The organism is Plantibacter sp. MPB07, assembly GCF_046619465.1.
Lineage (GTDB): Bacteria > Actinomycetota > Actinomycetes > Actinomycetales > Microbacteriaceae > Plantibacter > Plantibacter auratus.
Genome location: NZ_CP177043.1, coordinates 390161 through 410933 on the forward strand (window position 1 = coordinate 390161; position 20773 = coordinate 410933).

19 protein-coding genes are annotated in these 20773 nt (G+C 68.1%); 15 read left to right on the forward strand and 4 right to left on the reverse strand.

The window, feature by feature from the left end:
* Positions 1-104 precede the first annotated feature (104 nt).
* From nrdH to nrdF, 4 genes are all read left to right on the forward strand, one after another.
* Positions 105-338: a glutaredoxin-like protein NrdH gene (nrdH, locus tag ACLIME_RS01865; protein ID WP_056007615.1), complete on the forward strand. Its 234-nt coding sequence runs from the start codon at positions 105-107 to the stop codon at positions 336-338.
* A 138-nt stretch (positions 339-476) separates the two neighbouring features.
* Positions 477-836: a class Ib ribonucleoside-diphosphate reductase assembly flavoprotein NrdI gene (gene nrdI / locus ACLIME_RS01870; RefSeq protein ID WP_056011404.1), complete on the forward strand. Its 360-nt coding sequence runs from the start codon at positions 477-479 to the stop codon at positions 834-836.
* A 23-nt stretch (positions 837-859) separates the two neighbouring features.
* Positions 860-2965 carry a class 1b ribonucleoside-diphosphate reductase subunit alpha gene (nrdE, locus tag ACLIME_RS01875; protein ID WP_079706251.1) on the forward strand — a complete coding sequence of 702 codons (2106 nt, stop codon included), beginning with the start codon at positions 860-862 and terminating at the stop codon, positions 2963-2965.
* A gap of 222 nt (positions 2966-3187) precedes the next feature.
* Positions 3188-4162 carry a class 1b ribonucleoside-diphosphate reductase subunit beta gene (gene nrdF, locus ACLIME_RS01880; protein ID WP_056007612.1) on the forward strand — a complete coding sequence of 325 codons (975 nt, stop codon included), beginning with the start codon at positions 3188-3190 and terminating at the stop codon, positions 4160-4162.
* Between the two features lie 88 nt (positions 4163-4250).
* Here the strand turns inward: nrdF and ACLIME_RS01885 are convergent, their stop codons facing one another.
* The 3 genes from ACLIME_RS01885 to ACLIME_RS01895 all read right to left on the reverse strand — a co-directional run bounded on the left by ACLIME_RS01885 (position 4251) and on the right by ACLIME_RS01895 (position 5703).
* Complete coding sequence (locus ACLIME_RS01885; protein WP_191940724.1) at positions 4251-4466, reverse strand: hypothetical protein; 216 nt, start codon at positions 4464-4466, stop codon at positions 4251-4253.
* A gap of 128 nt (positions 4467-4594) precedes the next feature.
* Complete coding sequence (locus tag ACLIME_RS01890) at positions 4595-4975, reverse strand: DoxX family membrane protein (RefSeq protein ID WP_079705419.1); 381 nt, start codon at positions 4973-4975, stop codon at positions 4595-4597.
* Between the two features lie 95 nt (positions 4976-5070).
* Positions 5071-5703 (reverse strand): flavin reductase family protein, encoded by a 633-nt coding sequence (locus ACLIME_RS01895; protein ID WP_411558768.1) that lies wholly within the window; start codon positions 5701-5703, stop codon positions 5071-5073.
* Positions 5704-5902: 199 nt separating this feature from the next.
* Here ACLIME_RS01895 and ACLIME_RS01900 point away from each other — a divergent pair, with 199 nt between their 5' ends.
* Positions 5903-6754, forward strand: a complete 852-nt coding sequence (locus ACLIME_RS01900; protein WP_411558074.1) for a sulfurtransferase — start codon at positions 5903-5905, stop codon at positions 6752-6754.
* A 92-nt stretch (positions 6755-6846) separates the two neighbouring features.
* Here ACLIME_RS01900 and hrpA read toward each other — a convergent pair whose 3' ends face one another.
* Positions 6847-10722, reverse strand: a complete 3876-nt coding sequence (gene hrpA, locus ACLIME_RS01905; protein ID WP_411558075.1) for an ATP-dependent RNA helicase HrpA — start codon at positions 10720-10722, stop codon at positions 6847-6849.
* Positions 10723-10910: 188 nt separating this feature from the next.
* Between hrpA and ACLIME_RS01910 the strand changes: the two genes are divergently transcribed.
* The 10 genes from ACLIME_RS01910 to ACLIME_RS01955 all read left to right on the forward strand — a co-directional run bounded on the left by ACLIME_RS01910 (position 10911) and on the right by ACLIME_RS01955 (position 20653).
* A complete protein-coding gene (locus ACLIME_RS01910; protein ID WP_411558076.1) occupies positions 10911-12182 on the forward strand; it encodes a DUF222 domain-containing protein in 1272 nt (423 codons plus the stop codon).
* Positions 12183-12691: 509 nt separating this feature from the next.
* Positions 12692-13354, forward strand: coding sequence for a hypothetical protein (locus ACLIME_RS01915; protein WP_124768930.1), 663 nt, complete (start codon positions 12692-12694; stop codon positions 13352-13354).
* 3 nt (positions 13355-13357) lie between these two features.
* Complete coding sequence (locus ACLIME_RS01920; protein ID WP_064296516.1) at positions 13358-13669, forward strand: transcriptional regulator; 312 nt, start codon at positions 13358-13360, stop codon at positions 13667-13669.
* The gene (locus tag ACLIME_RS01925; RefSeq protein WP_411558077.1) at positions 13666-14577 is read left to right on the forward strand and encodes an ABC transporter ATP-binding protein; all 912 of its coding nucleotides are present in this window, start codon (positions 13666-13668) and stop codon (positions 14575-14577) included. The genes ACLIME_RS01920 and ACLIME_RS01925 overlap by 4 nt, the downstream gene beginning before the upstream one ends.
* Positions 14577-15332 (forward strand): ABC transporter permease, encoded by a 756-nt coding sequence (locus tag ACLIME_RS01930; RefSeq protein ID WP_411558078.1) that lies wholly within the window; start codon positions 14577-14579, stop codon positions 15330-15332. Before ACLIME_RS01925 ends, ACLIME_RS01930 begins: the two co-directional genes overlap by 1 nt.
* A gap of 199 nt (positions 15333-15531) precedes the next feature.
* Positions 15532-17031, forward strand: a complete 1500-nt coding sequence (locus ACLIME_RS01935; RefSeq protein WP_159878117.1) for an aromatic amino acid lyase — start codon at positions 15532-15534, stop codon at positions 17029-17031.
* Between the two features lie 217 nt (positions 17032-17248).
* A complete protein-coding gene (locus tag ACLIME_RS01940; RefSeq protein ID WP_137242033.1) occupies positions 17249-18118 on the forward strand; it encodes an ABC transporter ATP-binding protein in 870 nt (289 codons plus the stop codon).
* On the forward strand, positions 18115-18825 hold the full coding sequence (locus ACLIME_RS01945; protein WP_079705429.1) for an ABC transporter permease: 711 nt from the start codon (positions 18115-18117) through the stop codon (positions 18823-18825). Before ACLIME_RS01940 ends, ACLIME_RS01945 begins: the two co-directional genes overlap by 4 nt.
* Positions 18822-19628, forward strand: coding sequence for an ABC transporter permease (locus ACLIME_RS01950; protein WP_079705430.1), 807 nt, complete (start codon positions 18822-18824; stop codon positions 19626-19628). The genes ACLIME_RS01945 and ACLIME_RS01950 overlap by 4 nt, the downstream gene beginning before the upstream one ends.
* An 89-nt stretch (positions 19629-19717) precedes the next feature.
* The gene (locus tag ACLIME_RS01955; protein WP_079705431.1) at positions 19718-20653 is read left to right on the forward strand and encodes an ABC transporter substrate-binding protein; all 936 of its coding nucleotides are present in this window, start codon (positions 19718-19720) and stop codon (positions 20651-20653) included.
* Positions 20654-20773 lie beyond the last annotated feature (120 nt).

Genomic DNA, 20773 nt, shown 5'->3' on the forward strand with positions numbered 1-20773 from the left:
CCCTTGTGGTCGACCTGAAGGTCCCCATCTATATGTAGTATTGGAACCCCGGCGCAGGACGCCGCGGGAATCACCAGATTTTTGAGGGGAAGGCACGAAGAACCATGGCAATCACGGTCTACACGAAGCCCAGTTGCGTGCAGTGCACGGCGACCTACCGCGCACTCGACAACAAGGGCATCGAGTACAACATCCTGGACCTCTCGGTCGACGAGAACGCGCTCGAGCAGGTCAAGGCCCTCGGCTACCTGCAGGCACCGGTCGTCATCACCGAGGAAGACCACTGGTCGGGCTTCCGTCCCGACAAGATCGAAGAGCTCGCCGCACGTCTGGCTTGAGCCCACGGTCGCAGGCGTCATCATGAGCCGGCTCCAGCAGCACCGCACCATCCGACCGTCCGGACGTCGACGAGGAGGCCACCCGTGCAACCACGGCTGATCTACTTCTCCAGCATTTCCGGCAACACGCATCGCTTCATGCAGAAGCTCGACCTGCCCTCGTTGCAGATCCCGCTGTATGCGAAAGACGAAGCCGTGCACGCCACGGCACCCTACGTCCTCGTGACCCCCACCTACGGCGGGGGCAACGGCGACGGAGCGGTGCCCAAACAGGTGATCCGGTTCCTCAACGTTGAGGCCAACCGCTCCCTGATCCGCGGGGTCATCGCCGCCGGCAACACGAACTTCGGTGAAGCCTACGGGCTCGCCGGCGACGTGATCGCCAGCAAATGCAAGGTCCCGCACCTGTACCGCTTCGAACTCTTCGGAACCCAGGACGATGTCACCACCGTCCACAATGGATTGGAATCATTTTGGCAGCAGCGCCAGTTTCAGTGATCGACGCACCGTCGACGAGCCAGATGGACTACCACTCGCTCAACGCGATGCTCAACCTCTACGGCCCGAACGGCGAGATCCAGTTCGACAAGGACCGTGAGGCCGCGCGGGAGTACTTCCTCCAGCACGTCAACCAGAACACCGTCTTCTTCCACTCGCTGAAGGAACGGCTCGACTACCTCGTCGAGAAGGAGTACTACGAGCAGGCAGTGCTCGACAAGTACTCGTTCGACTTCATCCAGGAGCTCAACGACCTGGCCTACTCGAAGAAGTTCCGCTTCCAGACCTTCCTCGGCGCGTTCAAGTACTACACCTCGTACACGCTGAAGACCTTCGACGGCAAGCGGTACCTCGAGCGCTTCGAGGACCGCGTCGTCATGACCGCCCTCGGTCTCGCCGACGGCGACCAGCAGCTCGCGGTCGCGCTCGTCGAGGAGATCATCGCGGGTCGGTTCCAGCCGGCGACGCCCACCTTCCTCAACTCGGGCAAGGCCCAGCGAGGCGAGCTCGTCTCCTGCTTCCTCCTCCGCATCGAGGACAACATGGAGTCGATCGCCCGTGGCATCAACTCCGCGCTCCAGCTCTCGAAGCGTGGCGGCGGCGTGGCGCTCTCGCTGTCGAACATCCGTGAGTCCGGTGCACCGATCAAGCAGATCGAGAACCAGTCGAGCGGCATCATCCCCGTGATGAAGCTCCTCGAGGACTCCTTCAGCTACGCGAACCAGCTCGGTGCTCGTCAGGGCGCCGGCGCGGTGTACCTCAACGCACACCACCCCGACATCCTGCGCTTCCTCGACACCAAGCGTGAGAACGCCGACGAGAAGATCCGGATCAAGACGCTGTCCCTCGGCGTCGTCGTCCCCGACATCACCTTCGACCTCGCGAAGAAGGGCGAGGACATGTACCTGTTCTCCCCGTACGACGTCGAGCGCGTCTACGGTGTGCCCTTCGGCGACATCTCGGTGAGCGAGAAGTACCACGAGATGGTCGACGACTCCCGCATCAAGAAGACGAAGATCAACGCCCGCGAGTTCTTCCAGACCATCGCGGAGATCCAGTTCGAGTCCGGCTACCCGTACATCGTGTTCGAAGACACGGTGAACAAGGCGAACCCCATCAAGGGCCGCATCAACATGTCGAACCTCTGCTCGGAGATCCTCCAGGTCAACACGCCGACCACCTACAACGAGGACCTCTCGTACAAGGAGATCGGCAAGGACATCTCCTGCAACCTCGGCTCGCTGAACATCGCGCTCACGATGGACTCGCCCGACTTCGGTCGCACGGTCGAGACCGCCATCCGCGGCCTCACCTCCGTGTCCGACCAGAGCCACATCTCCTCGGTGCGTTCGATCGAGGACGGCAACGACAAGTCGCACGCCATCGGCCTCGGCCAGATGAACCTCCACGGCTACCTCGCCCGCGAGCGCGTGCACTACGGCAGCCCCGAGGGCATCGACTTCACGAACATCTACTTCTACACGGTGGTGTTCCACGCGCTGCGCGCCTCGAACCTCATCGCCAAGGAGCGCGGGGAGACCTTCGACGGTTTCGCCGACTCGCAGTACGCGTCGGGTGAGTTCTTCGACAAGTACATCGACCAGGTCTGGGAGCCTGAGACGGCTCGTGGCCGCGAGCTCTTCGAGCAGGCCGGCGTGCAGATCCCGACGCAGGCGGACTGGACGGCCCTCAAGGCGTCCATCCAGGAGTACGGCATCTACAACCAGAACCTCCAGGCCGTCCCGCCGACCGGTTCGATCTCCTACATCAACAACTCCACGTCGTCGATCCACCCGATCGCGTCGAAGATCGAGATCCGCAAGGAAGGCAAGCTCGGTCGCGTGTACTACCCGGCTCCGTTCATGACGAACGACAACCTGGAGTACTACGAGGACGCCTACGAGATCGGTGCCGAGAAGATCATCGACACGTACGCCGCCGCGACGCAGCACGTCGACCAGGGTCTGTCGCTGACGCTGTTCTTCAAGGACACCGCCACCACGCGCGACATCAACAAGGCGCAGATCTACGCGTGGAAGAAGGGCATCAAGACCATCTACTACATCCGTCTCCGCCAGCTCGCGCTCGAGGGCACGGAAGTCGACGGCTGCGTCAGCTGCATGCTCTAAGGAGCTTCGCGCTTCGTCATCCGCACTTCGACAGGCTCAGTGACCGGGATTCCGGTCCCGGTCACTGAGCCCGACCCCGGTCCCTGAGCCTGTCGAAGGGCATCAGCATCACCGGTCCGTCGAGGGCCACGAGTATCACCGGTCCGTCGAGGGCCATCAGCATCACCGGTCCCTGAGCCTGTCGAAGGGCCAACCCCACTTCCCGATAGAGGACACCAATTCATGTCAGAGAAGCTCAAGCTGGTCGACCGCGTCCAGGCGATCAACTGGAACAAGATCGAGGACGAGAAGGACGTCGAGGTCTGGAACCGCCTCGTCAACAACTTCTGGCTGCCCGAGAAGATCCCGCTGTCGAACGACGTCCAGTCGTGGAACACCCTGACGCCGCAGGAGCAGCAGCTCACCATGCGCGTGTTCACGGGCCTCACGCTCCTCGACACGATCCAGGGCACCGTCGGCGCCGTCGCCCTCATCCCCGATGCGATCACCCCGCACGAGGAGGCCGTCTACACGAACATCGCGTTCATGGAGTCGGTGCACGCGAAGAGCTACTCCTCGATCTTCTCCACGCTCAGCAGCACGAAGGAGATCGACGAGGCGTTCCGCTGGTCGGTCGAGAACCCGAACCTGCAGAAGAAGGCGTCCATCGTCCTCGACCGCTACCACGGTGACGACCCGCTGAAGCGGAAGGCCGCCTCGACCCTGCTCGAGTCGTTCCTCTTCTACTCGGGCTTCTACCTGCCCATGCACTGGTCGAGCCGCGCGAAGCTCACCAACACGGCCGACATGATCCGCCTGATCATCCGCGATGAGGCCGTGCACGGGTACTACATCGGCTACAAGTTCCAGAAGGGACTCGAGAAGCTGACGCAGGCCGAGCGCGACGACGTCAAGGACTACACGTTCTCGCTGCTCTACGAGCTCTACGACAACGAGGTGCAGTACACGCAGGACCTCTACGACGAGGTCGGCCTCACCGAGGACGTGAAGAAGTTCCTGCACTACAACGCCAACAAAGCGCTCATGAACCTCGGCTACGAGGCCATGTTCCCGAAGACGGTCACGGACGTGAACCCGGCGATCCTGTCGGCGCTCTCCCCGAACGCCGACGAGAACCACGACTTCTTCTCGGGCTCCGGCTCCTCCTACGTGATCGGCAAGGCCGTGGTCACGGAAGACGAGGACTGGGACTTCTAGTCACCGCGCAGTCGCTGCGCTGAACGCCTGAGGGCCGGATGGAATCCACGATTCCATCCGGCCCTCAGGCGTTGCGCGTATAGCGGCGTCAGCCGCCGAGGCCACCGAAGCCAGCCAGGAAGAAGTAGAAGAACGCCGTCGCGCCCTGGACGACCGGGAGGAAGAGCGCCGCGATCGCAGTGACCACGATCGTGAGGATGACGACGAGTGAGACGAGACTCACGACACCGTTGCGTCCGGCGCTCGGCGTCTCGACGGATTCGGCGACGAGCAGCTCGTCCATGGTCGCTTCGGTCGTCAGCATCGTTCTCCCTGTGGCTCTGGTGTCCTCGACCCTACCTGGCGATCCGCCGTGCGCCGCTGACTCGCCCGCGGATGTTCGAATCCGACGCGGAAACGCGCAGATTCGGGCGACTCAGCGACGGCTGGTGGTCAGCGGCGGGTGGACCAGAGGGCCCAGGCGATGAGCACGGGCTGGAAGAAGAGCCGGGTGAACCGCCGGCTGTCGGTGTCGAGACCGAAGGCGTCGCGGCGGTTGAGCCACTGGGAGAGGTTGCCCGGGAAGATCGCGGTGAAGAAGGCCGCGGCGAGGTTGCCGACGGCCGTCCGCTTCACGCCTGAGGCGAGTGCCGCACCAAGGGCGATCTCGACGACGCCCGAGGCGAGCACGGTGGTGTCCTCGTCGATCGGGACCCATTCCGGCACCTGCGCCTGGAAGTCCTTCCGAGCGAAGGTCAGGTGGCTGATGCCGGCGAACACGAGTGCGCCTCCGAGCAGCAGACGTGCGGCGGTGCGGGCTTTCGATCCAGCCATGAGGGTCCTCTCGACGATGGTGATGTCACCACGCTATCCGGAGATCGGTGGACCGACGGCGGGTTGGAGTGCACAGATGTCCAGCAGCAGGCCGCTCAGCCGTCGATCTGCGAGTTCGCGTCGAGACGGTGCCAGGTGCGGTTGTGGTAGACGAGCGGTGCGCCGTCGAAGCTGGGGCTGAACGTCGGGGCGGCGGGAGCGGGCGCCTCGGCAGCAGGCTCGGCCCGGACCGGCTCCTCGGCCGCTCGCGGCTGCGAGACGCTCGACTCCAGTGCGTGCACCGCGATGACCGTCGAGGTGCCCGCCTCCATGCGGTTCACGATGCGTCCGCGGATCCAGACGCCGTTGCCCGTGAAGTACGGCTCGCCCGTCGGCAGGCGGTCCCAGATGGAGGTGTCGGCGAAACGGTCGATCCCACTCGTCGCGCAGAGCTTCGCGATGTGCAGCTGCTCGGAACCCAGGAGGTGGACGACGACGGTGTCGGACGCGGTGATGGTCGGCGCGCTCGAGGACAGCGACGACACGGAGAAGACGAGGAGCGGCGGTTCCGCACTGACGGAGAAGACCGAGGTGGCGGTGAGTCCCACCGGCCCGCTGCCGTCGTCCGCGGTGATGACCGAGACGCCGGCCGGGTGCTGACGGAAGGCCGCTTTGAAGTCGTCGGGGGACAGGGAGGCGAAACCGGGGGCGGCCTCGCCACCGTCGACGGGGGACGGCAAGGTGGTCACGGAGGCGGCTGCCGGGTGGACTGAGCTCACGGGGGATCCTTCGAACGGCTGTGGACGACTGCTGCAACGCCGATTCGGTGGACGCTGCACAGGCTACGTTTCGCTCATCCGGCCGGAGCTGCAACTCTGTTACCCGGTGTGACGGCGACCGAGTGGTCGGGCGTGGGTCGCGTCGACCTCGCGTGCGTACGCTGGACGCATGCCCATCCTCATCGCCCCGGACGACCTCGCCGCTCTGATCGCCTCCGAGACGCCGGTGCGCGTCCTGGACGTGCGGTGGCGACTCGACGCACCGGACGGACGGCCCGCCTACCTCGAGGGTCACCTGCCCGGCGCGGTGTACGTCGACCTCGACCACGAGCTGGCTGACCACGTACCGACCGGAGAACCGGCCGTCCGAGGCCGTCACCCCCTGCCCGATCGCGAGGCGCTCCAGGCGTCCGCGCGATCGTGGGGCGTCGACGAGGGCGACGTGGTCGTGGTCTACGACGATCTCAAGAGCCTGTCGGCAGCACGAGCCTGGTGGGTGCTGCGGAACGCCGGCATCGCGGACGTCCGCATCCTCGACGGCGCGTTCCGGGCGTGGACGGACGCCGGACTGCCCGTGGAGCGCGGCGAGGTCGTCCCGGAACCCGGGACGGTCACGTTGACGACGGGTGTCCTGCCAACCATCGACATCGACACCGCCGCGACGTGGGCGGGCGAGGGACGGGTGCTGCTCGACGCGCGTGCGGGCGAACGGTACCGGGGCGAGGTCGAACCGATCGACCCTCGGGCCGGTCACATCCCCGGAGCGCTCAGCACACCGACGACCGCCAACGTCGGCGCAGACGGCCGATTCCTGTCGCCTGAGACTCTCCGCGAGCAGTTCCTCGCCGCGAGCGTGCCTGAGGACGCGACGGTCGCGACCTACTGCGGCAGCGGGGTGACCGCGGCGCACAACGCGGTCGCGCTCACCCTGGCCGGCTTCGAACCGGTGCTGTACCCGGGGTCATGGAGCGAGTGGGCGAACCACCCGGAGCGTCCGGTGGCGACGGGTTCCGAGGCCTGAATCGCTGACCCCGGTCATCGAGCCTGTCGAGATGCGCCCTTCGACAGGCTCAGGGACCGGGGCCCTTCGACAAGCTCAGGGACCGGGGATCGCTAGCCCGCGAGGACCTTCTGCAGGCGCTGCAACGACACCGACTCGGCCGTGCCCAGCTGCTGGGCGAACAGGCTGATCCGGAGCTCCTCGAGCATCCACCGGGCCTTCACGAGGTGCTCCGGAGCCTCGGCGGGCAGTGGGATCGTGCCGCCGGCGGCCTCGAACCGCGCCGACGCCGTCTGCGCCTCCGTCATCCACACCCGGTCGCGGTTCGGGTTGTCCGTCAGTCGCTCGGCGCGGTAACGGATGCCGGCGAGGTAGCGGGGCAGATGTTCGAGTCGTGCTGAGCCCGTCCGGGAGACGAAGCCCGGGAAGACCAGTCCGTCGAGCTGGCTCCGCATGTCGGTGAGCGCCGCGAGCAGCGTCATGCTCGTCGCCGCCTTCATGGCCTTCTCCGTGTCGCGCGCGGCCTGCAGGATGCGGGCGACGATGGCGACCGTCTGGAACATCCGGTCCATGACCGAGGCGGACACGCGGTCGCGCAGCGTTTCGTACTGCAGTCGGGAGAACACCTGTCCGTCGGGCACCACACGGAACAGGACATCGTCGATGCAGGCGGCGAGGCAGTCCTCGAACAACGCCGGCGTCGACCGGTAGGGGCTCGTCGCGAGCGCGAGCTTCTCGTTGGCCTTGAGGTGCTGCTGCACATACGCCGTCGGGGACGGGATCGCGAGCAGGAGGAGGCGGCGCACCCCCGCGGGCATGGCGCGGGCCTGGTCGGCCTCCGTGCTCATGATCCGGATCGACACGCTCGTGCCGTCGTCGACGATCGCGGGGTAGCCGCGGATCACGCCGTCCTCCTGGCGGATGTCGATGAAGCGGGGGAGGTCGTCGAAGTCCCACCTGGTGAACCCGGAGCGCTCGATGGCGTTGGGCACTCTGGCGGCCGCGACCTTGGCGACGCTCGCCCGCGTGCGCTGCTTGAGGCGCTGCTGCAGCTCGACGAGGTCCTTGCCGCTGGCGAGCGTCCGGCCGCGCTCGTCGATGACCCGGAAGGTCACGAGCAGGTGCTCGGGGACGCGTTCCATCTCGAAGTCCGAGGCGGTGATGTCCATGTAGGAGAGCCGCTTGATCGCGTTCGCGAGACGGGTGGCGAACGAGTCCTCGGCGGCCGGACTGCCGGGGGCCACCGCCGGGACGTCGGCGGGGAGCTCGGCGAGCAGCTTCGCCGCCCAGTCGGCCGCAGGCACGATGTTCCGACGCAGGGCTTTCGGGAGCGCTTTGATCATCGCCGTGATGAGGTCCCGACGGAGACCGGGGACCTGCCAGTCGAAGCCCGCGGGCGAGAGCCGGTCGAGCAGGGCGAGCGGGACGATGACCGTCACGCCGTCGTCGTCGCTTCCGGGCTCGAAACGGTAGCTGAGCTTCAACCGCTGGTCGGCCTGCACCCACTCGGCGGGGAAGCGGTCCTCATCCACCGCCGGAGCGTCCTCGGGGAGGAGGTCCTCCTGGCGCATCGTGAGCAGCTCGGGCTGGTCGACGCGCGTCTTGCGCCACCAGGACTCGAAGCCCCGCGTCGTCGAGATCTCGGCAGGGACGCGGGCGTCGTAGAAGTCGAAGACGGCTTCGTCGTCGAAGAGGATGTCGCGGCGTCGCGTCCGCTCTTCGAGCTCACTCAGCTCCTTGCGCAGTCGTCGGTTCGCGCGGTGGAAGTCGAACAGCTTGTCGCGACCGATGTCGTGGGTCCACTCGCCGTCGACGAGCGCGTGCCGCAGGAACAGTTCACGGGCCTGCTCCTGGTCGATGCGACCGAACTGCACCCGGCGGCGCGGCACGATCGGTACGCCGAAGAGGGTCACCTTCTCGAAGGCGACGGCGGAGCCCTGGTTCTTCTCCCAGTGCGGCTCGCTGTACGAGCGTTTGCAGAGGTCGCCGGCGATCTGCTCCGCCCACGCCGGGTCGATCGAGGCGTTGGTCCGGGCGAACAGCCGACTCGTCTCCACGAGCTCCGCGCTCATGACGGCGTTCGGCTGCTTCTTCGCGAGCGCGGACCCTGGGAAGAGGACGAAGCGCGTCTGGCGGGCACCGATGTAGTCGCCCTTCTTCGCGGTCTTCGTCACCGGTGGAGCGTTCCGGCCCTTCAGGACCGGAGCGACGGTCTGGTCCTTCAGCCCGATGTGCGAGAGGAGCCCCGCGAGGAGCGACTTGTGGATGCCGTCGGGGTTCACCGCCGGCTCGTTGATCGTCAGGCCGAGGGGCTTCGCGAGCTGGCGCAGCTGGCGGTAGACGTCGTGCCACTCGCGGACGCGGAGGTAGTTGAGGAACTCGTTCTTGCAGAGCCGACGGAACGCGCTCGACGACAGCTCGTCCTGTTTCTCCTCGAGGTAGTTCCAGAGGTTCAGGAGGGCGAGGAAGTCGCTCGTCGGGTCGACGAACCGGCGGTGCAGTTCGTCGGCCTTCTGCCGGTGCTCGAGCGGTCGTTCGCGTGGGTCCTGGATGGTAAGCGCCGCGACGATCGCGAGCACCTCCCGCGACACCCCGTGCTGCTTCGACTCCACGACCATGCGCGCGAACCGCGGATCGATCGGCAGGCGGCTGAGGTCGCGCCCAACCCGCGTGAGACGTGGACCGCCGCCGCGAGGTGAGCCGTCGGCGAAGGTGCGCGTCTCGATCGCGCCGAGTTCGGACAGCAGATCGACGCCGTCCTTGATGCCGCGGGCGTCCGGCGGTTGGAGGAAGGGGAAGGCGGCGATGTCGCCGAGGCCGAGGGAGATCATCTGGAGGATCACCGCGGCGAGGTTCGTGCGGAGGATCTCCGGTTCGGTGAACTCCGGGCGCTTCGCGAAGTCGTCCTCCGAGTAGAGGCGGATGGCGATGCCGTCGCTCGTGCGGCCGGACCGACCCGAACGCTGGTTCGCCGACGCCTGCGAGATCGCCTCGATGGGGAGTCGCTGCACCTTGGAGCGCACGCTGTAGCGCGAGATGCGGGCGGTTCCGGCGTCGATCACGTACTTGATGCCGGGCACCGTCAGGCTCGTCTCGGCCACGTTCGTCGCGAGGATGATGCGCCGGCGGAGGCCTGCCACGGTCGATGGCTGGAACACGCGGTGCTGGTCGGCGGAGGAGAGCCGGCCGTAGAGCGGCAGCACCTCGGTGCCGGGCAGGTTGCGGCCGCGGATGGCGTCGGCTGCGTCGCGGATCTCCGTCTCACCGGACAGGAAGACGAGGACGTCGCCCATCGACTCGTGCGCCAGCTCGTCGAGGGCGGTGTTGATGCCTTCGAGGTAGTCGCGGTCGGCGGCCTCGGACTCGGGGGCGTCCTCATCGTCGTCCGTGGGCTCGTCGGCCACGAGCGGCCGGTAGCGGATCTCGACCGGGTACGTGCGGCCGGAGACCTCGACGATGGGCGCTCCGTCGAAGTGCTTCGAGAAGCTCTCCGGGTCGATCGTCGCGGACGTGATGATGACCTTGAGGTCAGGGCGCTGGGGGAGGAGCTGCTTGAGGTAGCCGAGCAGGAAGTCGATGTTGAGGCTGCGCTCGTGTGCCTCGTCGATGATGATCGTGTCGTACTTGCGCAGCATCCGGTCGCGGTGGATCTCGTTCAGCAGGATGCCGTCGGTCATCAGCTTGATCTTCGTCGCCTTCGACGCCTGATCGGTGAACCGGACCTGGTAGCCGACGACGCCACCGAGCTCCTGGCCGAGTTCCTCCGAGATGCGTTCGGCGATCGTGCGCGCGGCCAGTCGTCGGGGCTGCGTGTGCCCGATGGATTCGCGACCGAGCTCGAGGCAGATCTTCGGCAGCTGAGTGGTCTTGCCGGAACCCGTCGCTCCCGCGACGATGACGACCTGGTGCTCGCTGATGGCACGCGCGATGTCCGCGCGAGCGGCACTGACCGGCAGCTCGGGCGGGTAGGAGATTCGGAGGTCGGACATCAGCCCTCCATCGTATCGGGCTGGACGCGGTGTGCTGCCGCTCCGGGCCTCCCGATCCGGCGAACCCTTCCTCCGGTCCCTGAGCAACCTCCTTCGGTCCCTGAGCTTGTCGGAGGGCCCACGAGGAACTTCCCCAACCAGCCCAACTCAGCATCTGGAATGTCAGTGGTCCATGGTGGACTTGTTCCATGACCGAGACCACCCGCACCGCGACCCGCGTCGGCGACGAATACGCCGCGCAACTCGCGCAATTCTCGGACGAGTGGACTGAGATCCACCGGCAACAAGCCGTCCTGGACGCACGCAAGGCGCGCCTCCTCGCCCGCTCCGCCGCCTACGCCGACGCCTTCGCGGACGCCACAGTCCCGGCCATCTTCCCGCCGGCCGAGCGTCAGGCCCTCTCCCGACGATCCACCTGCGCGGCCCTCGCGATGGCGACCCGGACGCCCGAGCGGACAGTCCAGCGTGCGACGAACGACGCCGAACGTCTCGTGAACGAGGCACCGGCGGTGCTGGCGTCACTCGAGGCCGGCCGCATCTCGGCCTGGCATGCAAAGGTGATCACCGACCAACTCAGCGACGTCCCGATCGCAGGCCGCGCAGCGTTCCTCGACCAGGTCCTGCCAGAGGCGGAGCGCATGACCGCCGCAGGCCTCAAGAGCCGCGCCCGCGTCCTACGGGAGCGGCTCCACCCGGAATCCATCACCACCCGCGCTGTCCGCTCCGAGGCAGACCGCCGCGTCGAGTTCGAACCTGCGGCTGACGGCATGGCGTGGGTGCACCTGTTCACCACGGCGCCGATCGCCCAGGGGCTCGTCGAGCGCGTCGAAGCAGCCGCGGCGGAGTCGCGCGCTACAGGCGACACCCGCACGTGCGCGCAGCTGCAAGCGGACGCCCTGGCAACCCTCGCCCTCACCGGCGTGACACCGGAAGACGTGATGTCGAGCCCGGTGCTCCCGCATCCGATCGAGGTGCAGGAGCACATCAAGCCCACGGTGCAGATCACGGTGCCGGCGCTCAGCATGGCGGGCGTGAGCGATGCCCCGGCGATGCTCGACGGGTACGGCCCGATCGACCCCGAGACCGCGGCTCGCATCGCGGTGAACGCACCAAGCTTCACCCGGATCCTCGTCCAGCCGGAAACCGGCGCCGTCCTCTCCGTCGGGCGGAATCAATACCGGGTCCCGGCCGACCTGCAACGCGCGGTCCGCTTGCGGGACGGCACCTGTCGCGCACCAGGCTGCGGCAGGCGAGCCCGGGCCTGCGACCTCGATCACTCGGTCGCGTGGGACGACGGCGGGACGACAGATGTCGGCAATCTCGCCTGTCTCTGCCGACATCACCATCGGATGAAGCATCTTCCCGGATCGAACCTCGACCACCAGCCCGGTGGGGTACTCGAGTGGACGACACCCGACGGGAAGCAGTATCGGACTGAACCGGACCCCGCCCCGTTCTGACCACCCGCCCGTCCCTGAGCCTGTCGAAGGGGTTCCTCGTGGGCACTTCGACAAGCTCAGTGACCGGGAGAGGTGTGCTCGGAACGATGAGGTGCCCTCGTGGGCACTTCGACAGGCTCAGTGACCGGGACCGGCGTGCCCGGGACGATGAGGCGTCCTCGTGGGCACTTCGACAAGCTCAGTGACCGGGAGGGGTGTGCCCGGGATGATGAGGCGTCCTCGTGGGCACTTCGACAAGCTCAGTGACCGGGAGAAGTCTGTCCGCACCGCTTCGGTCCCCGAGCTGTGCCGCACTTCGACAGGCTCAGTGACCGGGAGAGGTTCACTGAAGGTGATTCGGTCCCTGAGCTTGTCGAAGGGCGGGTGGGAGAGGGGCGGCCGGATGAACCCGGTCCCTGAGCCAGTCGAAGGGCAGTCGGGCTGTGGCACCTCGGCGTGAAGCGGGCAGGTCTGAACGCTGTATGGCAAACAGGGTTGCTTCGCAGAGTGGTTTGCGTTACAAAGTAGATATGACTTCACCGATGGAACCCACCGACGGCTCGGATGCGCTCGACCCGGCCGCCATGCTCGCTCTGCAGGAGCGACAGGCGAGCCGTGTCGACGACATCTTCACGAGGCCCACCATCGCGATCGTGTACATCTGGGGTGTCGCGTGGACCGTCGGGTTCCTCGCGCTCTGGTCCGCGAGCGACGAGAACCCCTGGTTCACCACCCCGCCGGCGGTCGCCGGGTGGCTCTTCGGGATCCTGATGGTTGGCGGCATCGTCTCGTCGTCGATCATCGGCTCCCGCGTGTCTCGCGGGATCCAGGGAGCACAGCAGGTGCAGGGGACCATGTACGGCATCGCCTGGGCGATCGGGTGCACGGCAGCGGCGGTGTTCGGCGGCGCTCTGTTCGCTGCCGGGATGGCGCCCGCACTCGCCGCCATCTTCTACCCGGCCATCTACAGCCTCGTGGTCGGTCTGCTGTACCTCGCAGGTGGAGCAGTCTGGCGCGACCGCCTCATGTACGGCATGGGCATCTGGATCATCGTGGTCGGCATGGCCGCGCCGTTCTTCGGCTCGCCGGGCAACGCGCTCATCATGGCCATCGCCGGCGGAGGCGGGTTCCTCGTGTACGCGACGTTCCTCGAGGCGACCCGCCGTCGGCGTGCCCACCGATCGGCGGCGTGACCGATGGACGAACTCGACCCCCTCATCCACGCTCAAGCCCGCCTGCGCATCATGTCGACGCTCGCGGCGATCGATGCGGACAGCAGCATGTCGTTCCCCCGCCTGCAGGAGATGCTCGACATGACCGCCGGGAACCTGTCCACACACCTGCGGAAACTCGAGGACGGCGCCTACGTCCTCGTCACGAAGACCCACCGGGGACGCACTCCGGTCACCTACCTGGAACTCACCACGCTCGGGCGCCGCGCGTTCGAGGACTACATGACCGGTCTCCGAGCGATGCTCGGCGGCGCGTCGGGAACGGGGACATCATGACGATCACACCACTGGCCACCCTCGAGGGCGTGACACGACGCTACGGCGAGGTGACCGCGCTGGACGACGTCGACCTCCGGATCGAGCCGGGTTCGCTCGTCGGGCTCCTCGGCCCCAACGGCGCCGGCAAGTCCACCGTGCTGTCCCTGCTGCAGGGCACCCGACGTCCGACGACCGGCACGGTGACGCTCTTCGGCGGCGATCCCGCCCAAGCGGTCAACCGCACGCGGCTTGGATCGACACCGCAGGAGACGGCACTGCCGCCCACGCTCCGGGTGGGAGAGGTCGTCGACTTCGTCGGACGGCACTTCGCGGACCGCGTGCCGACGGCCGCCCTGGCGGAGCAGTTCGGTTTCGGCGATCTCCTCCGACGCCAGACGGGCTCGCTCTCGGGCGGCCAGCAGCGCCGCCTCGCGGTCGCACTCGCGTTCGTCGGCAGACCGCGTCTCGTGCTCCTCGACGAGCCGACGACGGGCCTCGACGTCGACGCCCGCCGGACCCTCTGGGACGCGATCCGCCGGCAACACGAGCTCGGGGCGACGATCGTCCTCACCAGTCACTACCTCGAGGAGATCGAAGCGCTCGCCGAGCGCGTCGTGGTGCTGGGTGGTGGACGGGTCATCACCGATGCCTCACTGCGCGACGTGCTCGGGCTCGTCGGCATCCACCGGGTGCGGCTGCGGAGCACCGACCCCGGAGCGGTGGAGCGGCTCGCCGGGGTCGTCCAGGCGAGTCGGGACGGTGACGCCGTCGAACTGGACGTCCGCGACGCCGACGCGTTCGTGCGCGATCTCATCCGGTCCGAGGTCCCGTTCACCGATCTCGCCGTGCGCGGAGCGACCCTCGAGGAGGCGTTCCTGACCCTCACCGCGGGTGCCCGGGCGGACGTCGAACGGAGCGCCGCCTGATGGCCACCACACTCCAGCTCACCGCCCTGCATGCGCGTTACTCCCTGCTCGAGACAGTACGCGTCCCGATCGCGCTGATCGGCTCGCTCGTCTTCCCCGCGCTCTCGCTGCTGTTCTTCGTCGTCCCGCAGGCGCAGGTCGCCGGCGATCCGGTCATCGCGACCCAGGCGGTCATCTCCCTCATCGTCTTCGCGGTGCTCGCCAACTCCCTGTTCGGCTTCGGGCTGACCATCGCCCAGGCGAGGGAGCAGGCGTGGGATCCGTACCTCCGCACCCTTCCGGTGACGGGTGTCGCCCGTGTCCTCTCGCACCTGTGCTCGGTCGGTCTCCTCGGGTTCGCGGCCGTCATACCGGTCGTCGTGCTCGGTGCGCTCCTGACCGCCGCCACGACGACTCCGACAGGACTGCTCGGTGGCATCGTGGCGCTCCTGGTGGGTGCCCTGCCGTTCATGCTCCTGGGCACCGCGATCGGGTACGCCCTCCCCAGCAAGGCCGCGATCGCTGTGGTGCAGGTGGTCATGTTCTCGCTGGCCTTCGCCGGCGGACTGTTCATCCCACCGTTCCTCTTCGCCCCGTGGCTCGACCGGCTGTCGATGTTCCTCCCGAGCCGCCAGACCCGGGAGCTCGTCGTCTGGGCGGTCCAGGGTGGCGAGTTGCCGTGGTGGTCGTGGGTCGGCGTCCTGGTCTGGACGCTCGTCCTGACCGTCGTGGTCCTCGCTCTTTACCGCCGCGACGAGGGCCGCCGCTACCGCTGAGGTCGACGGACGACTCGCCGAGCACCGGCCGTTCCCGTGTTCTGTCACACGTCGACACACACCGTGCACCGGCCGCCAGGCGCTCGTACGCTGACGTCCATCCCGGCCGGACCACGGCCCATGACGAGCGGATGGAGCGACCCGTGTCCAACAGCGCAGACCAGACGAACGCCGCCGACCGATCGACGGGCGCGCACTGATGGGAGCCCCGGTCGTGTTCGGCATCGGCCCGATCTCGGTCGACGACCTCGTGGCCGTGTCCCGCGACGACGCCATCGTCGTCCTCGACACCCCGGCGCTCGACCGCATCGGCGCCGGCCGGGCCGTCGTCGACCGGCAGACGACGCCGATCGGAGTCGGTGCGCCGGGCCCTCGGTCCCAGGGTCCACGGATCCCTGGTCCCGCCGGGGGACGAGCGGCTCCGCGCACCGCGACGCTCGATGCCTCGGCGGTGGAGGAGCGTGTCGTCCATGACCGCCGTGGCGGCATCGGACTGCCGCTCTCGGTGGACCGTGCTCGGGCGGTGGTCGCCGCCCGGCTCGCCGGATGGACCCGTGGCGCATCCGGGATCCGCCTCGAGACGGCCGTGTTCGTCGCGGAGCTCCTCAACCGTGGGGTGACCCCGGTGATCCCGTCCGTCGGCTCCCTCGGCGACGGCGACGAGACCCACCTGGCGTCCGTCGCGACGCTCGTGATCGGGCAGGGGGAAGCGGTCCTCGCGGGTGAGCGGCTCTCCGCCCAGGTCGCTCTGTCGCGGGTCGGGCTCGCACCGCTCGACCTCGCTGTGCACGAGGGCTTGGCGTTCGTCCACCACAACGCCTACTCCCTCGGCGTCGGTGCGCTCGCACTCCACCGGCTCGGCGCGCTCAGCCGACTGGCGGACACCACGAGCGCGCTCTCGTCGCGGGCCGCTGCGCGGTCCGGGCTCGGCGGGCGAGGACCGGCGTTCGACGCGAGGGTCCTCGCCGGTAGCCCGTCGGCGGGTACCCGGGCCAGCGGCGAGCGGATCTCCGAGTTGTTGGCGACGCCGGTCGGCCCGCGGGGTGCGCGCGGCGGACGGGACCTGGACGGACTGCGGCTCCGCGCGACCCCGCAGATCAACGGTGCCCTCGCGGACGAGGTCACGGCGGCCGTCCAGCTCGTGGAAGCGACGCTCGGAACGGCCTCGGAGGATCCACTCGTCGATCAGGCATCGGGTGTCCTGAGGACCGGCGGGTTGCTGCATGGCGCCCGGCTCGCCCGCGCCTTCGACGGGCTGCGCGCGGCCATCGCGCACACCGCTGCTGCCGCCGAGCGACGGCTCGGACGCATCGCCGGAGGCGGGGTCGACCCGAGGGGGACCGGGCACGGGCTCGTACCGGGTCGGCTCGGTCAGTCGGCGGCGGACCTCGTCGCTGAACTGCGTGTGCTCGCGACCCCGGTCGTCACCGCCGGCGTGCCGGACGAGGACTCGGACGACCCGGCCTCCTTCGCCGGGACCTCGCTGCGACTGCTGGAACGCTCGACCGCCCTCCTCGCGGACGTGCTGGCGGTCGAGGCGGTCGTCGCGGCGGACGCGCTCGGCCCGGCGGAGCACGACGGATGGTCGGTCGGGTTCTCCGTCGCCCACGCCGGCCTCCGGTCGGCGATCGAGCAGGAGCTGCACGGTCAGCAGCTCGTCACGGCGGCGCTCGCCGCGTTGGGCGTCGACCGATCCTGAGCGACGGCGGCCGGCCGGCGAACGTGCGAGGGCGCACCCACGTCGTCGCATGCCATGTATTTCGACACGTGTCGAGGGGGTGGGCGATGTCAGTGCCCTCCGGTAGGTTCGGACCACCGACCGAGAGACGTTCAGCGAGCCACCGACCGCGGCGGCGACGACCCTTGGAAGACGACCTGTCACGAACAGCCGTGCAGAGAAGAGGCATCGGTCCAGCATGATCTCCTTCGAACACGTCTCCAAGCGCTTCGACGACGGCACCCTCGCGGTCGACGACTTCTCCCTCACGATCCCGTCGCGGTCCACCACGGTCTTCGTCGGGTCCTCAGGCTGCGGCAAGACCACGCTCCTGCGGATGATCAACCGCATGGTCGATCCGAGCGAGGGACGCATCGTCATCGACGACGAGGTCGTCTCCGCCGTCGACCCGGTCCGTCTCCGTCGCCGCATCGGCTATGTCATGCAGAACTCCGGTCTCCTCCCGCACCGCACCGTGATCGACAACGTGGCCACGGTGCCCATGCTCACCGGCGTCAACAAGAAGCAGGCCCGGGCGGACGCCCTCACCCTCCTCGACACCGTCGGACTCGACCGCGCGCTCGCCGACCGGTACCCGAGTCAGTTGTCCGGCGGCCAGCAGCAGCGCGTCGGCGTGGCACGAGGCCTCGCGATCGACCCGAACATCCTGCTGATGGACGAGCCGTTCGGCGCCGTCGACCCGCTCGTGCGTGCCGAGCTGCAGCGGGAGCTGCTCCGACTGCAGCGCGACATCGCGAAGACGATCGTGTTCGTCACCCACGACATCGACGAGGCCTTCCTCCTCGGCGACCAGGTCGTCATCCTGCAGAAGGGTGGCCACATCGCCCAGGTCGGCACGCCGGCCGAGATCGTCGCCAACCCTGCCGACGACTTCGTCGCCCAGTTCATCGGCGCCGATCGTGGCCAGCGGACGCTCCACGTCGAGCGCGTCGACGGACGCGACGTGGTCGTCGACGAGTCGGGCCGCCCCGCCGGCGTCCTCGGAGCCGGGCCCGGCGCAGGCGACCGCCCTGGCCTGGACGTCCGGAAGGACGGCGCATCCACATGAGCTGGGTCATCGCGAACTGGGACATGATCTGGGACCTCACCCTCACCCATGTCCAGCTGAGCCTGCCCCCGATCATCCTGGGGTTCCTCATCTCCCTCCCCCTCGGCTGGCTCGCACACCGGTACCGGTGGTCGCGTGGCGTGCTGCTCACACTGAGCGGCATCCTCTACGCGATCCCGTCCTTGCCGCTGTTCGTCCTCATGCCGTCCCTCATCGGCACGAAGATCCTCGATCCGGCGAACGTCGTGATCGCGCTCACCATCTACGCCGTGGCCCTGCTCGTCCGCACGGTCGCCGACGCGCTCGACGCCGTCGACGCCGGGGTGCGGCAGTCGGCACAGGCCGTGGGGTTCTCCACCGGCCAGCGGTTCTGGCGGGTCGAGTTCCCGCTTGCGGGTCCGCTCATGCTCGCCGGCATCCGGGTGGTCTCCGCGAGCACGATCAGCCTGCTGAGCGTCGGCGCCCTCATCGGCGTCACGAACCTCGGCTACCTCTTCACCGACGGCTACAACCGGCAGTTCCCGATCGAGATCCTGACCGGCATCGTCGGGACGGTCGTGATCGCGATCGTGTTCGACGTCCTGCTGGTGCTCCTCGGCCGACTCCTCATGCCGTGGACGCGGATCAGCTCGAAAGGCGCGATCCGTCGTCGTCGCGCGGCCACCGAAGCCCGTGAGCTGGCGACCGCCGGGGGAGGAGCAGCATGATCAACTTCCTCGCCGCCTTCGCCTGGATCTTCGACCCCGCGCACTGGGAGGGCCCAGGCGGCATCCCCGTGCGGGTGCTCCAGCACCTGGCCGTGACCGGCCTGACCGTCCTCATCGCCTGCGTCATCGCGATCCCGCTCGGGCTCCTCATCGGGCACACCGGGAAGGGACGGGAGATCGCGGTCGCGATCACCGGCGCGCTCCGGGCGCTGCCGACCCTCGGTCTGCTCTCACTCCTCGCGCTCATCACGCTCGGGTGGGGCTTCTCAAGCACGAGTCTCGTCCCCGCGATCACCGCACTCGTCGTGCTCGCCGTCCCGCCCGTCCTGGCCGGTGCGTACGGCGGGGTCGAGTCGATCGACCGCCAGACCATCGACGCCGCGCGCGCCGTCGGGATGAACGAGTGGCAGATCCTCGGCAAGGTGGAGATCCCGCTCGCCCTCCCGCTCATGATCGGTGGCGTCCGCTCGGCGGTCCTGCAGACGATCGCGACCGCCACCGTCGTCGCGTTCCTCACCAACGGCCCCGGTCTCGGTCGCTACATCCTCGACGGCCTCCCGGTACGCGACTACGCGCAGATGCTCGCCGGCTCGATCATCATCATCGTGCTCGCCCTCATCCTCGAGGGCGTCTTCTCGCTGCTGCAGCGCGCGGTCGTGCCGCGCGGTGTCCAGGCGACCCACACGCGGGTCGACGAGACCCGGGGTCACGCCACCACCGGCGACGACCGGTCCACCGCACCAGACCCCGTCGTCGCAGAAGCGGAGGCGAACATGCAGACCGCGGCATACCGCAACAACTGACGCGTCCCATCATCCCGGGTGACAGCACCGCCCGGCTCCCAGACCCACAACGGCACCACCGTTCTCGCCCATCACAGATAGGAAACACCATGTTCACAGTTCGACAGGGTCGACGCCTCGCCGTCGGCATCGCCGCGACCGCCGTCGCGGCCCTCGCGCTCAGCGCCTGCTCCGCCGGCGACCCGACCGCCGGGGAGACCGCGGCATCCGACACGATCACGGTCGGCTCCGCCGGATTCCCCGAGTCGGAGATCATCGCCCAGATCTACATCCAGGCGCTCGAGGCCAACGACATCAAGACGGCCGAGTCCCTCAACATCGGCGCGCGCGACGTCTACATCGCAGCGCTCGAAGACGGCTCGATCGACCTCGTCCCCGACTACAGCGGCAACCTGCTGCAGTTCTTCGACGACTCCGCCACGGCCACGTCGAGCGACGAGGTCTACTCCGCCCTCCAGGAGGCCACGCCGAAGGGCTACGAGGTCCTCGACCAGTCCAAGGCGGAGGACAAGGACTCCTACAACGTCACGAAGGAGTTCAGCGAGGCGAACAACGTCACGAGCCTCGCCGACCTCGCGGCCCTCACGATCCCGCTGGCCATCGGCGGCGCACCCGAGTTGGCTGAGCGCCCGTACGGCCCGAAGGGCCTGACCGAGGTGTACGGCGTCCCCGCCGACAAGCTCACCTTCGTCCCGATCAGCGACGGCGGCGGCGCACAGACCACCGCGGCCCTGCTCGACGGCACGGTCCAGCTCGCCGACATCTACACCACGACCCCGTCGATCACCGAGAACGACTTCGTCACGCTCGAGGACCCGGAGAACCTGATCCTCCCGCAGAACGTCCTGCCGCTGATCAACTCGGCCAAGGCCAGCGACAAGGTCAAGGAGGTCTTGAACGCCGTGTCCGCGGAGCTGACCACCGAGGACCTCATCGAGCTCAACGCCCGCAACCAGGGCGACGAGAAGGCCGCTCCGAAGACCCTCGCGGCCGACTGGCTGAAGGACAAGAAACTCTTCAGCTGAGCAGCAGCCACACGTCGATGGCGTCGTCCGGTTCTCCGGGCGGCGCCATCGCGCTGTTCGCGGGGAGCGCATCCGGCTGCAGCCGGATGTCCAGGGGGGTCTCCGACACCTGAGGAGTTG

Coding starts and splice junctions, on each gene's coding strand:
- ACLIME_RS01885 (WP_191940724.1), bottom strand. CDS start 4,466: ATGCTGACGACCGAAGCGACCATGGACGAGCTGCTCGTCGCCGAATCC.
- ACLIME_RS01925 (WP_411558077.1), top strand. CDS start 13,666: ATGACGATCACACCACTGGCCACCCTCGAGGGCGTGACACGACGCTAC.
- ACLIME_RS01930 (WP_411558078.1), top strand. CDS start 14,577: ATGGCCACCACACTCCAGCTCACCGCCCTGCATGCGCGTTACTCCCTG.
- ACLIME_RS01915 (WP_124768930.1), top strand. CDS start 12,692: ATGACTTCACCGATGGAACCCACCGACGGCTCGGATGCGCTCGACCCG.
- ACLIME_RS01945 (WP_079705429.1), top strand. CDS start 18,115: ATGAGCTGGGTCATCGCGAACTGGGACATGATCTGGGACCTCACCCTC.
- ACLIME_RS01950 (WP_079705430.1), top strand. CDS start 18,822: ATGATCAACTTCCTCGCCGCCTTCGCCTGGATCTTCGACCCCGCGCAC.
- nrdE (WP_079706251.1), top strand. CDS start 860: ATGGACTACCACTCGCTCAACGCGATGCTCAACCTCTACGGCCCGAAC.
- ACLIME_RS01935 (WP_159878117.1), top strand. CDS start 15,532: ATGGGAGCCCCGGTCGTGTTCGGCATCGGCCCGATCTCGGTCGACGAC.
- nrdF (WP_056007612.1), top strand. CDS start 3,188: ATGTCAGAGAAGCTCAAGCTGGTCGACCGCGTCCAGGCGATCAACTGG.
- nrdI (WP_056011404.1), top strand. CDS start 477: ATGCAGAAGCTCGACCTGCCCTCGTTGCAGATCCCGCTGTATGCGAAA.
- ACLIME_RS01890 (WP_079705419.1), bottom strand. CDS start 4,975: ATGGCTGGATCGAAAGCCCGCACCGCCGCACGTCTGCTGCTCGGAGGC.
- nrdH (WP_056007615.1), top strand. CDS start 105: ATGGCAATCACGGTCTACACGAAGCCCAGTTGCGTGCAGTGCACGGCG.
- ACLIME_RS01920 (WP_064296516.1), top strand. CDS start 13,358: ATGGACGAACTCGACCCCCTCATCCACGCTCAAGCCCGCCTGCGCATC.
- ACLIME_RS01955 (WP_079705431.1), top strand. CDS start 19,718: ATGTTCACAGTTCGACAGGGTCGACGCCTCGCCGTCGGCATCGCCGCG.
- hrpA (WP_411558075.1), bottom strand. CDS start 10,722: ATGTCCGACCTCCGAATCTCCTACCCGCCCGAGCTGCCGGTCAGTGCC.
- ACLIME_RS01940 (WP_137242033.1), top strand. CDS start 17,249: ATGATCTCCTTCGAACACGTCTCCAAGCGCTTCGACGACGGCACCCTC.
- ACLIME_RS01900 (WP_411558074.1), top strand. CDS start 5,903: ATGCCCATCCTCATCGCCCCGGACGACCTCGCCGCTCTGATCGCCTCC.
- ACLIME_RS01910 (WP_411558076.1), top strand. CDS start 10,911: ATGACCGAGACCACCCGCACCGCGACCCGCGTCGGCGACGAATACGCC.